This window comes from Ruegeria conchae, assembly GCF_000192475.1.
Classification (GTDB): domain Bacteria; phylum Pseudomonadota; class Alphaproteobacteria; order Rhodobacterales; family Rhodobacteraceae; genus Ruegeria; species Ruegeria conchae.
In genome coordinates, this window is the sequence record NZ_AEYW01000025.1 from 66,333 (window position 1) to 79,917 (window position 13,585).

Below are 13,585 nucleotides of genomic sequence, written 5' to 3' on the forward strand. Positions count from 1 at the left end.
GACAAAATGAACGCATTTAATAGATTGCTTACCGGTGCGGCGCTGGGATTGGCGCTGGCTGTGACCTCGACTTCGGCAATCGCGGAAACGCCGCCAAACATGTTGGTGATCGCGAACCGTATTGACGACATCACAACACTGGACCCCGCTGAAAGCTTTGAATTTGCCGGATCGGACGTCAGTCGGAATGTCTACCAAAAGCTCGTCAACTTCGACCCGCTTGATCTGGATGCTGGCTATCAGCCCGACGTCGCAGAAAGCTGGGATGTATCTAAGGATGGCAAGTCCATCACATTTAAGATCAGGGAAGGGCTGACCTTCCATTCCGGCAACCCGGTGACTGCTGAGGATGTACAGTTTTCGCTGCGCCGTGCGATCATTCTGAACAAAACTCCGGCCTTTATCCTTACCCAGTTTGGGTTCACGCCGGAAAACGTCGAGCAAACGATTGTTGCGGATGGCAACACTCTGACGATCACAACCGACAAGCCCTACGCGACATCCTTCGTTCTGAACTGTCTGACCGCGACCATCGGTGGCATCGTCGATAAGAAGACTGTGATGGAACACAACAAGGACGGAGATCTGGGCAACGAGTGGCTTAAGACCAACACGGCGGGCTCCGGTGCCTACAGCTTGGTGAGCTGGAAGCCCAATGAAAGCGTGACCCTACAGTCCAACCCTGATTTCTATCTGGGTGCCCCGGCGATGGAGCGCGTCGTTGTCCGTCACGTTCAAGAAAGCGCTAGCCAGCGCTTGCTGCTCGAGCGTGGTGATATCGACGTTGCCCGCAACCTGAACCCCGAAGACGTTGCAGGAGTATCATCAGTTGCTGGCGTCAAGATTTCAGACGAGTTGAAGGGCCGTCTGATGTATGTCTCACTAAACCAGAAGCACCCAGAGCTCAGCAAACCTCAGGTCCGTCAGGCCTTCAAATACCTGATCGACTATGAAGGGATGCGCGACAGTTTCCTGAAGGGTCAGTACACAATCCATCAGAACTTCCTGCCGCAAACCTATCTTGGTGCCTCCGATGAGAATCCCTTCAGCTTCAACGTCGAAAAAGCCAAAGCGTTGCTGGATGAAGCTGGTGTAAGTGGGCTTGAGATCGAAGTTGGCGTGCGCGAAGCGCAAGAGCGGATTGAGATCGCTCAGTCGCTGCAAAATGCGCTGGGTCAGGTTGGTATCACGATGAATATTACTGTCGGTACTGCCAAACAAATTCTGGCGCGGTATCGCGCACGGGAACTGGACGTCTATCTTGGCGCATGGGGTCCGGACTATCCTGATCCGCAAACCAACGCGGGGACGTTTGCCTATAATCCTGACAACTCGGATGCGGCCAATGCAACTGGTCTGTTGGCGTGGCGGAATTCGTGGGATACCGGCGGGCTGACAGAGAAAACAGATGCGGCTGTGGTTGAGAATGACACCGTGAAACGTGCCGGTATGTACAAGGAAATCCAGGCTGAATTCCGTGAGACATCACCATTTGTCGTGATGTTCCAGCAAATTGAGCAATCGGCATTGCGTGAAAACGTAACGGATTTCTCGACCGGTCAGGCGATCACATCGGCGTCGTATTGGCAGGTGACCAAGTAAATGGCTCTGGCCGAAAGACCATCTGAGGGGCGCCGCTCGGCGCCTCTTATCCATTGGATCAAGAGTATCCTGAAAACTCTTGGTACCATTGCAATCACGATGTTGGGTCTGCTGTTCGTGACCTTCATCATCGGCCGCGTCATGCCGATTGATCCGGTGCTGGCGATCGTAGGTGAGCGCGCCTCGCAATCGACTTATGATGCAGTCTACCAACAGCTTGGCCTCGATAAACCGCTGCTGGTGCAGTTTGGGTATTATCTTTGGGACGTCCTGCACGGAGACTTTGGCAACTCGCTGCTGAATGCGCGTCCGGTTTCCGAAGACATCGCACGTGTCTTCCCTGCCACGCTGGAATTGGCGACTTTGGGTGTGATGATTGGCATCTTTCTAGGTGTTCCACTGGGTGTGATTGCCGCCGTGAAGCGGGGGTCCTGGATCGATCAGATCGCCCGTGTGGTCGCGCTTGTTGGCTACTCAATGCCAATCTTCTGGCTGGGGCTTATGGGGCTTCTGGTCTTCTACGGAATTCTTGGCTGGGTTGGGGGACCGGGTCGGTTGGATATCTTCTACGAAGATATTGTGCCCGCGCGTACCGGTTTGATCTTGGTGGATAGTGCCATCGCCCAGGATTGGGACGTCTTCCGCAACGCGCTGTCTCACATCATCCTGCCCGCTGCTTTGCTGGGGTATTACTCACTGGCTTACATCAGCCGGATGACGCGATCCTTCATGTTGGAACAGTTGTCAGCTGAATATGTCATTACCGCCCGCGTCAAAGGCCTGTCAGAACGGCAGGTGATTTGGCGTCACGCCTTCAAGAATATTCGCGTACAACTCATTACGGTCATCGCACTGAGCTACGCCAATTTGCTTGAAGGCTCGGTTCTGACCGAGATCATCTTTAGCTGGCCGGGGATCGGCAGCTACATCACGACCGCTTTGCTGAGTGCCGACATGAATGCCGTCCTCGGAGGAACAGTCGTGGTCGGGCTGATCTTTATCTGCCTGAACATATTCTCCGACCTTCTCTACCGTTTCTTTGATCCGAGGTCGAAATGAGCGACATGACTTTGCGTCAGTGGCTGCTGACCGACGAACCCACATCCCGACGCCACGCCAGACTGGCCAGCCTGTACAAAGGCTGGCTGACACTGCGATCAAACTCGATGGCAATGGTTGGGTTGGCGATCCTAGTTATCCTCGTGCTGACTGCGGTTTTTGCTCCTATCATCGCACCGCAAGATCCTTTTGTTCAGGATTTGTCCAGCCGACTGCTCCCTATCGGCGCCGAAGGACATTTGCTGGGGACCGACAGCCTAGGGCGAGATATTCTTTCACGCTTGATTTATGGCGCGCGGATAACGCTGTACATTGTGGCGTTGGTGGCGCTTATCGCTCCGGTCGCGGGCCTTTTGGTCGGAACCGTCGCGGGATATGCTGGCGGATGGGCAGATGTGATCCTCATGCGCATCACCGATATCTTCCTCGCCTTTCCGCGACTTGTTCTGGCATTGGCTTTTGTAGCCGCGCTCGGGGCAGGGATCGAGAACGCGGTTTTGGCGATCTCGCTGACTGCATGGCCGCCATACGCGCGCATGGCGCGGGCAGAAACGCTTACGATCCGGTCGACCGACTATATCAATGCGATCCGGCTTCAAGGGGCTGGGCCACTGCGGATCATCACCCGGCACATCTGGCCACTTTGCATTTCATCGTTGATCGTAAGGGTCACACTCGACATGGCCGGGATCATTCTGGCCGCAGCCGGCCTTGGGTTTCTGGGACTAGGGGCGCAACCTCCAAGCCCGGAATGGGGCGCCATGATTTCCGAAGGGCGTAGGTTCATCCTTGATCACTGGTGGGTTGCCACGGTGCCAGGGCTTGCAATCTTCACAGTTTCGCTGGCCTTTAACCTGTTGGGGGACGGGCTAAGGGACGCGCTTGATCCAAAGGACGGTGGGCAATGAACTTACTCGACATCGAAGACCTGTGGGTTCGCTTCCCTACCCGTCAGGGCGTGTTTGATGCGGTCCGCGGAGTGTCATTCTCGTTGGGGCGTGAACGGCTGGGGATCGTTGGCGAAAGCGGGTCCGGTAAGTCGATGACAGGGAGGGCCATCCTGCGCCTGATCCGAAAGCCCGGTATCGTCGAAGCCAACCACATCGGTCTTGAGGGACGTGACCTGTTGCAGCTCACCGAGCGCGAGATGCGCAGCGTGCGCGGCAAGCAGATTTCCATGGTGATGCAGGACCCCAAGTTCTCTCTAAACCCGGTGGTCACGGTAGGCGAACAGTTGATGGAGGCGTATCTTCAGCACAATTCCGGCTCTAAATCGCGCGCCAAAAAAATGGCGATCGAAATGTTGGAGAATGTTTCGATCCGCAATCCCGAACGGGTAATGCGGGCATACCCGCATGAAGTGTCAGGAGGTATGGGGCAACGCATCATGATCGCGATGATGCTGATTCCGAACCCTAAGATCCTGATTGCGGATGAGCCGACCTCGGCGTTGGATGTCAGTGTTCAGCGGCAGGTGCTAAACATCATGGACGGATTGGTCAAAGAACGGGGCATGGGCCTGATCTTCATCAGTCATGACCTCAACCTGGTGTCCGAGTTTTGCGACCGTGTCCTCATCATGTACGCGGGACGGATTGTCGAAGTCTGCGAAGCAGATAAGCTGCACCAGGCGCAACACCCATACACTCAGGGGCTGCTGAATTCGCTCCCGCGTCTTGATGAGAAATGTGCGCATCTGAGTGTTCTGACCCGCGATCCCGCCTGGTCAGACGCGCCCAGCGTGAGGGGTTGAAATGACCGCATTAGAAATCAACGATCTGAACGTCTGGTTTGGTCACGCGCATGACCGCGTAGATGCGGTTAAGGGTGCTTGTCTTAGTGTTAACCAGGGTGAGAGCTTTGGTCTTGTGGGTGAAAGCGGCTCGGGCAAATCTACCATCCTCCGCGCAATAACCGGTCTGGCGCCTCAATGGTCTGGTACTATCCGAGTCGAAGGTGAAGCGTTGTCCGGGGCCAAGCGAGATCGCAGGTTTTTTAGAACCGTGCAGATGGTTTTTCAGGATCCATACGCCTCGCTTCACCCGCGGCACACCGTCGATCAGGTGCTCAGTGAAACTCTGCATCTGCACGGACTAGATAATATCGATCAAAGGGTCAAAGGTCTGCTGAACGATGTTGGGCTCGGGCAGCGCTTCCGGTTTCGGTATCCACATCAGTTATCCGGAGGGCAGCGTCAGAGGGTCGCTATCGCCAGAGCGTTGGCAGGCGAGCCGGACATCCTGCTGCTGGATGAACCCACATCAGCTCTGGATGTCAGCGTTCAGGCAGAAGTATTGAACTTGTTGACGGATTTGCGAAGACAACGCGGGCTGACATATTTGATGGTATCCCATGATCTTCCAGTTATCGCGCATATGTGCGATCAACTGGCAGTTATGCGAAATGGTGAGATCGTTGAGGTCATGTCCTCTGAAACGCTGCGTGTAGGCACACCTGAACACCCGTACTCGCAAGAATTGCTGCAGGCCTCGGTCGCCGTTTGACGAGATACGAACGCTGGTTGGCGTACATCTATCTGGCGAAGTGCTTTGAGCGTATTTGCGGCTGATTTCACACGACTTCTCGGAAACCTAAAGGGTCTTGATTGTCGTGTAGATTATGGCGGAGACGAAGGGATTCGAACCCTCGAGACCCTTCCGGGCCTACTCCCTTAGCAGGGGAGCGCCTTCGACCACTCGGCCACGTCTCCGCCGACGGGTATATCCTTGCAAGCGCCGGGAATACAAGGCGAAATTTCCATTTTGTGCCTTACTCCGACAAAATTGGTGAACCCGTTGAAATCACGGTAAAACACACCGACTTACGTGGATTATGGGCAAGAATTGGATTTGTTTTCTGAAGCAATTCCCAGCGACACACCACTCGACCACCAGGTTCGAAACTCCACAACGCATCGAATCCCCGTTCGGCATCGCCGTGTCTGACGTCAGCGCCCATGGGACAGATTAGGTTGATTTGATAAGAGAGGGTTTTTTGCCGACAGCGATATCGTCTCGGTCCATATGCGCCTGAAACCGGACGCGCAAGGTTTCATAACCGCAGCGGATTTTGCGCAGATGCACCCGGGCGTGCTGTTCGTTAACACGTCGCGGGCCGGGTTGATCACTCCAGGTGCCTTGCTTGGAGCGCTCAACGCCGGTCGCCCTGGCAGAGCCGCATTTGATGTGTTCGATACCGAACCACTAACCGACCCGAACGATCCGTTGTAGGCACATCCCAGGCTGATCGCGACGCCGCATATCGATTTTGTGACCGAAGATGAGTTCGACCTGCAGTTTGCTGACATCTTCGATCAGCTAAACGCTTATACAGAAGGCGCGCCGATCCATATGATCAACCCCGAGGTTTGAACCAACGCAGAATGAGATTTGCGGCGATGGGCGCACCGATGATCACCAACACGATCCTTGTCAGATGGTGAGTGATCACAAAGCCCAGATCCGCGCCTGAGACGATGGCCAGAACCGTCATTTCGGCCTGCCCGCCGGGTGCGAAGGCCAGAAACGCCTCGACCGGTTTGCCAAACCCCAACGTGGTGACAACAGCTGTGAAGGCCGCTGCCAGCACGGCCAGCACAACCACGTAAGCGCAGCCCGCGGCCACGACCTTGCGCAACTCTACCCAGGTAACACCGACAAACTTCACGCCAATTCCGCAACCAATGAAGAATTGTGCGGCCAAGATGGCCTCGCGCGGTGGTCGTGTATGGATGAAGTCCCCGAGAGACAAAGCAGCCGTCAGGATCATCGGCCCCAGGATCGATGCGCCGAACAGGCCAATACGCTCGCCACCCTTCCAGCCGATAAAGGCGGCCAGCACCATCAGGGCCAGTTCGTGCAGCGGCAGGTCGCGTGCGGGTTCTCCGATCGGGTTTGTCAGTTCGGCGCCATAAAACACGGTCAGAAACAGCGGGGCCAGCGTCACAATGATCAGCACGCGCGTGCCATGGATCAGCGACAAAGTGCGCGGGTTGGCTCCAGCTTCGGTCCCAAAGATGATCATGTCCTGCAAGCCGCCGGGCATGGCGGCATAGAATGCGGTTGTCCTATCGAAACCCCAGACCCGGCGGAAGAATGGTACGCCGATCAGCGCGATCAACAGGATGAAAAATGGGACCAGTGCAATCGACGCGGCCATTTTAGGCAATTCTGCAAATAGGGCAGGTGTAATTGATGCGCCCACCGCCACACCCAGAATGGTGCGCGCTGCCACTGACACCTGCCCGAACCCTTCCATCGGCGCATGCGCGAGGGCCGCAATCAGACAGGCGCTCATCGGGCCAAACAGAAAGGGCAGCGGCAGATTCAACGTCCAGAAAACTCCGGTGCCAATAAGTGCAAGGCCGAATGTTACAGCCCGCTTTGTCAGAAGAGGCAGTGTGTTGGTCTGCGTGGGCACGGAACGTTTTCCAGCGTTATTGACTCGTTGTGTATTCAACTGTATACAGCAGGATGCAATAAGACAAGTGAGCCTAATGTGACACTACAGGACGACCCCTTACAGCCCGGCCCGCAAGGCTATTCCGCGTACCAACGTCTTTTGGACGATATTCGCGAAGGCAATCTTCTGCCGGGTGAACGCCTGCGAGAAATAGAGTTGTCTGAACGATTGGGAGTTAGCCGCACCCCGGTGCGAGAGGCGATCCGTCAATTGGAGGCTGACGGATTGGTGACCCATGTTCCACGGCAGGGCGCAACAGTGCGCAGTCTGGATTATGCGGAGGTGATGGAGCTCTATGAAATGCGCGCGGTGCTTGAGGGGACAGCTGCCCGTTTGGCCGCCCGCGCTGCGTCAGGTGTCGAACTGGATGAGCTTGAGGTTCTGAATGATCGACTGGCGGAGGCAGGCACGGGCCCAGACGCTGTGCGGATCAACCGGATTTTTCATGCGACGCTGCTGGATGCAGCCAAGAACCGGTTTCTGGCAAAATCAATGTTATCCTTGCAAAAGGCTCTGCTGGTCCTCGGGCCGTCTCAACTGTTAGATGGTGACAGGGCCGAGGCTGCGGTGGCCGAGCATCGGCGCATTATGGCGGCTTTGAACGCTCGCGACGGTGCGGCTGCTGAGACGGAGATGCGTGCGCATATTCAGGCCGCACAACGGATGCGCATCCGTGCATTGCAGGAACGCGACCGCAGGAGAGACGAAACCCAGTAGGTAATCTCGATATGGCCGCTCAAAACGAAGCTTGCGGCATCGCTTTGGTTGAGAGTGTGAACGCAGCTCTCTGCGATGCGATGACAGTCGCCGAGGCAGGGGCCGGGCTTTTGATCCTCGAGACAGCACCGAAACGCTATCGTGGTGGCAATACGCGCTACACATTCTAATTTCTCGACGCGCACTCTGGACCGCTGGGGCCTCTGACCGAGGAATACAACGAGCACGAATTTCTGTTTGATCTGTTGAAGGCCACTGACGGGAAAACTAACGAGCATCTGGCCCGCCTGGCGATCTGCGTGTCCGAGGAATGCCTGTCGTGGGTTGAGGAGCGGGTTGTCCGGCTCCAACCTTCGCTGTCTGGAACCTTATCATTGTCCCGGAGCAATACGTTCTTCATGGGGGGCGTTAAGTCTCTGGAGAATGCAGATTACCGGACCGCTGTTGGTCTGGCGGTAGAAATTCTGTGTAAAGCCACTGTCCCGCAGTTGGAGCTGGCTGACGATAAAATCCAATGGGTGGATTACACCTAAGTTGGGGAATCCCACCGGATTTCGCCAAAGGCCGTGATCGCTCTTTGGGCGGTTCTCAGGCGGATACCAACTGGTTGATCCGCGTATGGGGCGAGCCTGCAAAGAACTTCCTGATCAAGGGAACGGCTCAATGCTGCGGCGTGGTATTGCCGACCTTCTGGGTCAGGGCGTGGAAAGTGTAGGAGACTCGGCCCAATGACACGCCGTTGCCATCGACAGGCGCGCGCCAATGTTCGCCGGAGGCATCGTCACCGCCTGGACAGCATGCCGATTTCCATCGTCGTAAACAAGCACGCCCAGCGGTTCTATGACCAGGTCGAGAATGTCTGGCCCAAGCATTGTGCGATCTGGGGATGTCTTGCCGCTGCACAGACGTGACACCGTACATTTTGCGGCTGAAAAGTTTCTCTGAGAACCGTTGATCAAATCCAATGATGTGGCTGTACCGAGCCTTGGATAAGAGATTTCAAAACGCGGGAAACGCAGGCAAATACCCCGATGCTTGCCAAATGCACCGGTTTGAGCGCATATTTGTCTAGATTTAATGGGTTGAATAACTAATCAGATTTAGCTCTCTGAGGCGACAGATATCGGGCGAGGGGTGATTTAACATCCCAGTGGGTACCTTTTGGGGGAGGGGGACTTGGGTTTGGCCTGGTTAAGATTGTTTTTGTTTTCATGGTTCTGGCTGCATTACCGGCATCGGTTACTGCCTCTATCGGAAAGGTATTGAGTGCCAAGCAGGGTGCCGATGTAGTTCGCGCTGGCAAAAAGATACGTCTGCGTGAAGGGATGGAAGTTGTTTCCGGAGATACCATTTCTACCGACCGATCCGGCGTCGTACAGTTGTTGTTCGTAGATGATACCAAGATCGCAATCGGCCCGAATGCGCAAATGGTGCTGGATGTCTCAATGTTGCGCGGGAAAAAGAAAGCAAAATCTTTCGCGGTTCAGGCCTTGGGTGGCAGTTTTCGATTCATTTCGGGTAAAAGTAAGAAAAGAGCCTATTCCATACAAACCCCCACAGCGACCATGGCCGTTCGTGGCACAACCTTCGACATGTGGGTTGTCCCGGGTAAGCAAAGTGCCATGCTGGTATTGGAAGGTAAGGTCCGCATGTGCAGTCGATCGGGTAGGTGCCGCTCGACCGGGCGCCAGTGCAGCCTGTTCGCGACTTCACAGGGTGGAAATGTTGGTCGCCCCGTCGACCAGGAACAATATGAGTTGGCACTTAAGAATGGCTTTCCATTCGTTCAGTCGCAAAGGGATCTGCTGAGTCCGCTTCAGGTCGATTTTGGCGGATGCGCTAGGGAATCTGTTCCTCTTGCGATTCGGCAATCAGACATTCCGGTTCAACGAAGCGCGGCACCTCAAAGGGTCATCCAGACCCAAGTGGCGAGGGTGTCCAGAGCTGAAACTTCTGAACCGGAACCTGAACCTCCGGCACCGGAACCCCCAGCGCCAGAGCCTGAACCAGACGTCAGCTCAAATCGTTCTGGCCAAGGGGACGGTTCAAATCCTGCTGGTCGAACCGGACCTTCAGGCGGAACAGGGAACCCTGGCAAAGGCAAAGGTCCCGGGCATGGCAAGGGGAATAGTGGTAGCCCGGGTGATAGAGGCAACGCGTCCGCAGCCGCAAACAGGTAGGTGAAGACATCGCAAGCCTATTTTTCCCCCAGCGCCAAGGAGGCGAATGTGGCGGGTAAGATCAAAGCCAGAATTGGTCGACGACTGGGTTTTCGCCTGGCTGGTTTGGCGCTGATCGTGTTGGGTTGCTTTATAAGAATTCTGGACCCCTACCCCGTACGTATGTCTCGCCTGATCTACTTCGATGTGCTTCAGCGCATCTCGCCAAGGGAATACAACCCCGAATTACCGGTTAAGGTTCTGGATATAGACGAGCAGTCATTGGCTAACTGGGGTCAATGGCCCTGGCCGCGCACATTGTTGGCGCAGATGGTTCAAAATCTAGGTGAAAACGGCGCGGCGGCCATAGCATTTGATATGCTGTTTGCCGAGCCTGACAGGTATTCCCCCGCGCGATTGCTCAATGACCCGGCGCTTGCAGGGGTTCTGACCGTTGAGCGTCATGCGCAAAAAGCCGACTACGATGTCATGTTTGGGCTAGAGGTTGCTCGTTGGCCAGTCGTACTGGGCACCGCCGCCCGAACATCCCAGGAAGGTAGTCAGATCAGTTCCAAGGCCGGCATCGTCGAGATTGGAGAAAACCCGACGGCGGGTTTGGTCTCGGTGCCATACTGGACACCAATTGCACCACCTCTTGACCGCAGCGCCGCGGGAATTGGCGGTGTTAATGTTTCACCGATTGGGGGGATGGGCGTCGTGCGACGTGTCCCAGCCTTGTGGGGTGGGCCAGACGGGGCGCTGCCGGGGTTGGGCATCGAAGCTTTGAGAGTTGCTTTGGATGCCCCTTACATTCTGGTCGAGGGCTCTTCAAAGGAAGAAGGGATCGTACTTGCGGTCGAAATCGGAGATTTTCGACTGCCAACAACTGAAGATGGCGAGGTTTGGGTCAGGTATCGAAAAGATCAGCCAGATTTATATCTGTCGGCAGATGCAATCATGCAAAACCCTGATGATCCGGCGCTTCGATCAGAAATCGAGGGTCATATCATACTGGTGGGCACGTCTGCGGCCGGTTTGTTCGATATGCACCAGACAGCGTTGGGTGAGTCCGTACCAGGCGTTTCGATTCACGCGCAGATTATCGAACAGATTTTAGTTGGTGATTTGCTCAGCAGATCTGATGTGACCGCCGCGCTGGAACTGGTGGCATTTGTGATTCTTGGCATTGTTGTCACCGTGGTGATGTCCAACTTTGGAGCGGTTGCATCATTTGTCACAGGCGGCGTAGCGGCAATGGTGGTGATCCTTATCAGCTGGCTTTCATTTCAGAATCAATCGGTTTTGTTTGATGCGACCTTCCCTTTGGCCGGAGGAATGGCAAATTTCGGGTTGTTGGCAGGCTACCTGTTTATCTCAACTGAACGGGAAAAGCGGGTGATCCGTCAAACCTTTTCGCATTACGTAGCGCCCGAGATCCTCGATGAGATGGAGGCCAATGGGCATCAACTGCAATTGGGTGGAGAAACTCAGGAGATCACAGTGATGTTCTCGGATATTCGAGGATTTACCCCCTTGTCCGAATCGGTATCCGCCACAGATTTGGTGGCTTTGCTAAACGCGCTTTTTTCTGAAATCGGGGACCAGATTCTTGTCGAACGCGGAACCATCGATAAGTTTATCGGCGATGCGGTCATGGCCTTCTGGAATGCGCCACTGCCGGTCGATGATCATCCGTGTCGCGCTGCATTGGCCGCATTGAAAATGCGGGTGGCGTTAGAGAATTTTAACTCTTCCTCCATTATGCGCGATCGTCCTCCGATTGCCCTCGCCACCGGGTGCGCGACCGGAGCCGCCTGTGTCGGCAATATCGGTTCGCGGCGTCGTTTCAACTATACGGTTATCGGGGATGTGGTGAATGTGGCGGCGCGGATCGAGCAGAATTGCCGACATGTTGATTACGACATACTTGTCTCGCACTCGATACAGCAGGCCACAAACTCTGATCTGGCACTGCTTGAGGCGGGGTTTGTTGACCTGAAAGGCAAAAGTGAACCAGAACCAGTTTACGTACTGGTCGGTGATAGGCAACTGGCGGGCAGCGCAGAGTTTAAAGCGTTGGAAGCTGCACATTTTAGGCTATTGGAAGCCGTTCGATCGCGGGCGTCACAGTTTGACGTTGCGAACCTAAGCAAAGAATGTGCGGCGCTCGCTGCGACAATCGAGCCGGGTCTGACATCATTCTATGGCACATTACCCGGGCGTACTGCGGATTTTCGATCGGAGATGGTGCATGCGCAACCGGTATTCAGTCATCATAATGGCCTGCGCGAAAGCGCCACATAGAATCATCACCCGATTACTTTGGAGAAAGAACGAGGCGCAGCTGATTTTCAACTGCGCCCCGCCAGAAAGATCAATCTCGCCCCCTCGAATACTATCTAAAACAAAAACGGGCTAAAACTTTCGATATATTCGAGACCGACCTTCCATCCTCATTGGAATAAACTCATATTTAGACAATCCAACAGAAGATACAGTGAAGAAGTTCACATTACCTTGAAGTTGTATATATTTTTTCCTTATCGCCAATCGAAGAAACCTGGACCAGCTTGTTTCAGAAGAGATGCTGCCATGGACTGGCCCAGTTCGATCCCGTCATCGACCGATGCGGTTACCTCATCGTTGATGGCCTCGGACCCATCCGGGCGCAGAACTTCGCCGCGCAGATGCAACCGGCCATCTCGGATTTCAGCCAATCCAGCTATCGGAGTTTCACATGAACCGTCCAGCCCGGCCAGCAAGCTGCGCTCTGCGGCGAGCCGCTGGCTGGTTTCAACGTGATGAATTGCGGCCAGCATTTCTGCAGCGAGCGTGTCATCGCTGCGTCTTTCAATGCCGATCGTGCCCTGAGCAATAGCAGGTAGCATGTCGACCGTGGAAATGGCGGTCGCTGGGACGTCCTTCATGTCCAATCGGCGCAAACCGGCCATAGCCAGAAAGGTGCAATCGGCCACGCCATCGGCCAGTTTCTTCAACCGGGTTTGAACATTGCCGCGAAACTCAACCACGTTCAGATCGGGCCGACGGTTCAGCAATTGCGCCCGGCGGCGCAGCGAAGACGTCCCGACAACAGCGCCTTCGGGCAGTTCGTGAATCGAGCTCAATGACGGCGAGATAAACGCATCGCGCACATCCTCGCGTGGCAGGAATGTATCCAGCGCCAGCCCGTCAGGCTGTTCCACCGGCATGTCCTTGGTCGAATGCACGGCGATGTCGATCTCGCCTTTTAGCATCGCCTCTTCGATTTCCTTGGTGAACAGACCCTTGTTGCCAATCTCTTTCAGCGGTCGGTCCGCGTCGATCATGGCGCGGTTGTCACCGGTCGTCTTAATCACCACGATCTCGAACGCGTCCTCAGGCAGGTCGAAAGCGGCACCAAGCCTCTGACGGGTTTCATAGGCCTGCGCCAGTGCCAGCGGGGATCCACGGGTACCGATTTTCAGAGGCGATGCGGGGGTAGGCAATATCAGACTCATGTGCACAGCTTTAGTCGCGTCACATTGCCCTGACAATGGGGGCAGAGCTTGACAAATTGCCACTGAGGGCCGACCCGTTGCACCAAACCG

Annotated in this window: 14 protein-coding genes, 1 tRNA gene and 1 pseudogene; 13 read left to right on the top strand and 3 right to left on the bottom strand. The window is 55.3% G+C overall.

The window, feature by feature from the left end; translation table 11 throughout:
* The first annotated feature begins 6 nt into the window (after positions 1–6).
* From G7G_RS0121570 to G7G_RS0121590, 5 genes are read left to right on the top strand one after another with little or no spacing between them, the layout of a single operon-like run.
* Complete coding sequence (locus G7G_RS0121570) at positions 7–1,602, top strand: ABC transporter substrate-binding protein (protein ID WP_010443556.1); 1,596 nt, start codon at positions 7–9, stop codon at positions 1,600–1,602.
* Positions 1,603–2,661, top strand: a complete 1,059-nt coding sequence (locus G7G_RS0121575; RefSeq protein WP_010443557.1) for an ABC transporter permease — start codon at positions 1,603–1,605, stop codon at positions 2,659–2,661.
* A complete protein-coding gene (locus G7G_RS0121580) occupies positions 2,658–3,569 on the top strand; it encodes an ABC transporter permease (RefSeq protein WP_010443558.1) in 912 nt (303 codons plus the stop codon). Before G7G_RS0121575 ends, G7G_RS0121580 begins: the two co-directional genes overlap by 4 nt.
* Positions 3,566–4,414: an ABC transporter ATP-binding protein gene (locus G7G_RS0121585; protein ID WP_010443559.1), complete on the top strand. Its 849-nt coding sequence runs from the start codon at positions 3,566–3,568 to the stop codon at positions 4,412–4,414. The genes G7G_RS0121580 and G7G_RS0121585 overlap by 4 nt, the downstream gene beginning before the upstream one ends.
* Position 4,415: 1 nt before the next feature.
* Positions 4,416–5,165, top strand: coding sequence for an ABC transporter ATP-binding protein (locus G7G_RS0121590; protein WP_010443560.1), 750 nt, complete (start codon positions 4,416–4,418; stop codon positions 5,163–5,165).
* A gap of 116 nt (positions 5,166–5,281) precedes the next feature.
* Here the strand turns inward: G7G_RS0121590 and G7G_RS0121595 are convergent.
* Positions 5,282–5,371 (bottom strand) — tRNA-Ser (locus G7G_RS0121595).
* Between the two features lie 292 nt (positions 5,372–5,663).
* Here G7G_RS0121595 and G7G_RS24935 point away from each other — a divergent pair.
* Positions 5,664–5,891, top strand: a pseudogene (locus G7G_RS24935) (NAD(P)-dependent oxidoreductase); the annotation flags it as partial.
* Positions 5,892–6,015: 124 nt separating this feature from the next.
* Here G7G_RS24935 and G7G_RS0121610 read toward each other — a convergent pair.
* Positions 6,016–7,080 (bottom strand): AbrB family transcriptional regulator, encoded by a 1,065-nt coding sequence (locus G7G_RS0121610; RefSeq protein ID WP_010443561.1) that lies wholly within the window; start codon positions 7,078–7,080, stop codon positions 6,016–6,018.
* Between the two features lie 78 nt (positions 7,081–7,158).
* Here G7G_RS0121610 and G7G_RS0121615 point away from each other — a divergent pair, with 78 nt between their 5' ends.
* The 7 genes from G7G_RS0121615 (at position 7,159) to G7G_RS0121640 (ending at position 12,302) form a co-directional block, all read left to right on the top strand.
* Complete coding sequence (locus G7G_RS0121615) at positions 7,159–7,839, top strand: GntR family transcriptional regulator (protein WP_010443562.1); 681 nt, start codon at positions 7,159–7,161, stop codon at positions 7,837–7,839.
* An 11-nt stretch (positions 7,840–7,850) separates the two neighbouring features.
* Positions 7,851–8,009 carry a hypothetical protein gene (locus G7G_RS24465; protein WP_010443563.1) on the top strand — a complete coding sequence of 53 codons (159 nt, stop codon included), beginning with the start codon at positions 7,851–7,853 and terminating at the stop codon, positions 8,007–8,009.
* Between the two features lie 75 nt (positions 8,010–8,084).
* Complete coding sequence (locus G7G_RS23845; protein WP_050806489.1) at positions 8,085–8,372, top strand: hypothetical protein; 288 nt, start codon at positions 8,085–8,087, stop codon at positions 8,370–8,372.
* A complete protein-coding gene (locus G7G_RS24300) occupies positions 8,354–8,554 on the top strand; it encodes a hypothetical protein (protein WP_139056638.1) in 201 nt (66 codons plus the stop codon). The genes G7G_RS23845 and G7G_RS24300 overlap by 19 nt, the downstream gene beginning before the upstream one ends.
* 13 nt (positions 8,555–8,567) lie before the next feature.
* Entirely contained in the window at positions 8,568–8,750 is a 183-nt protein-coding gene (locus tag G7G_RS24305; protein WP_010443565.1) for a hypothetical protein, read from the top strand.
* A gap of 414 nt (positions 8,751–9,164) precedes the next feature.
* Positions 9,165–10,019, top strand: a complete 855-nt coding sequence (locus G7G_RS0121635) for a FecR family protein (protein WP_238528857.1) — start codon at positions 9,165–9,167, stop codon at positions 10,017–10,019.
* On the top strand, positions 10,020–12,302 hold the full coding sequence (locus G7G_RS0121640) for a CHASE2 domain-containing protein (protein WP_010443567.1): 2,283 nt from the start codon (positions 10,020–10,022) through the stop codon (positions 12,300–12,302).
* Between the two features lie 236 nt (positions 12,303–12,538).
* On the opposite strand, the gene hemC is transcribed toward G7G_RS0121640, so the two are convergent.
* The gene (hemC, locus tag G7G_RS0121645; protein WP_010443568.1) at positions 12,539–13,495 is read right to left on the bottom strand and encodes a hydroxymethylbilane synthase; all 957 of its coding nucleotides are present in this window, start codon (positions 13,493–13,495) and stop codon (positions 12,539–12,541) included.
* Positions 13,496–13,585: the final 90 nt, after the last annotated feature.

Excerpts from the sequence above, each read along its gene's own strand:
- G7G_RS0121570 (WP_010443556.1), top strand. The coding sequence starts at position 7 with ATGAACGCATTTAATAGATTGCTTACCGGTGCGGCGCTGGGATTGGCG.
- G7G_RS0121575 (WP_010443557.1), top strand. The coding sequence starts at position 1,603 with ATGGCTCTGGCCGAAAGACCATCTGAGGGGCGCCGCTCGGCGCCTCTT.
- G7G_RS0121580 (WP_010443558.1), top strand. The coding sequence starts at position 2,658 with ATGAGCGACATGACTTTGCGTCAGTGGCTGCTGACCGACGAACCCACA.
- G7G_RS0121585 (WP_010443559.1), top strand. The coding sequence starts at position 3,566 with ATGAACTTACTCGACATCGAAGACCTGTGGGTTCGCTTCCCTACCCGT.
- G7G_RS0121590 (WP_010443560.1), top strand. The coding sequence starts at position 4,416 with ATGACCGCATTAGAAATCAACGATCTGAACGTCTGGTTTGGTCACGCG.
- G7G_RS24465 (WP_010443563.1), top strand. The coding sequence starts at position 7,851 with ATGGCCGCTCAAAACGAAGCTTGCGGCATCGCTTTGGTTGAGAGTGTG.
- G7G_RS24300 (WP_139056638.1), top strand. The coding sequence starts at position 8,354 with ATGGGTGGATTACACCTAAGTTGGGGAATCCCACCGGATTTCGCCAAA.
- G7G_RS24305 (WP_010443565.1), top strand. The coding sequence starts at position 8,568 with ATGACACGCCGTTGCCATCGACAGGCGCGCGCCAATGTTCGCCGGAGG.
- G7G_RS0121635 (WP_238528857.1), top strand. The coding sequence starts at position 9,165 with ATGGAAGTTGTTTCCGGAGATACCATTTCTACCGACCGATCCGGCGTC.
- hemC (WP_010443568.1), bottom strand. The coding sequence starts at position 13,495 with ATGAGTCTGATATTGCCTACCCCCGCATCGCCTCTGAAAATCGGTACC.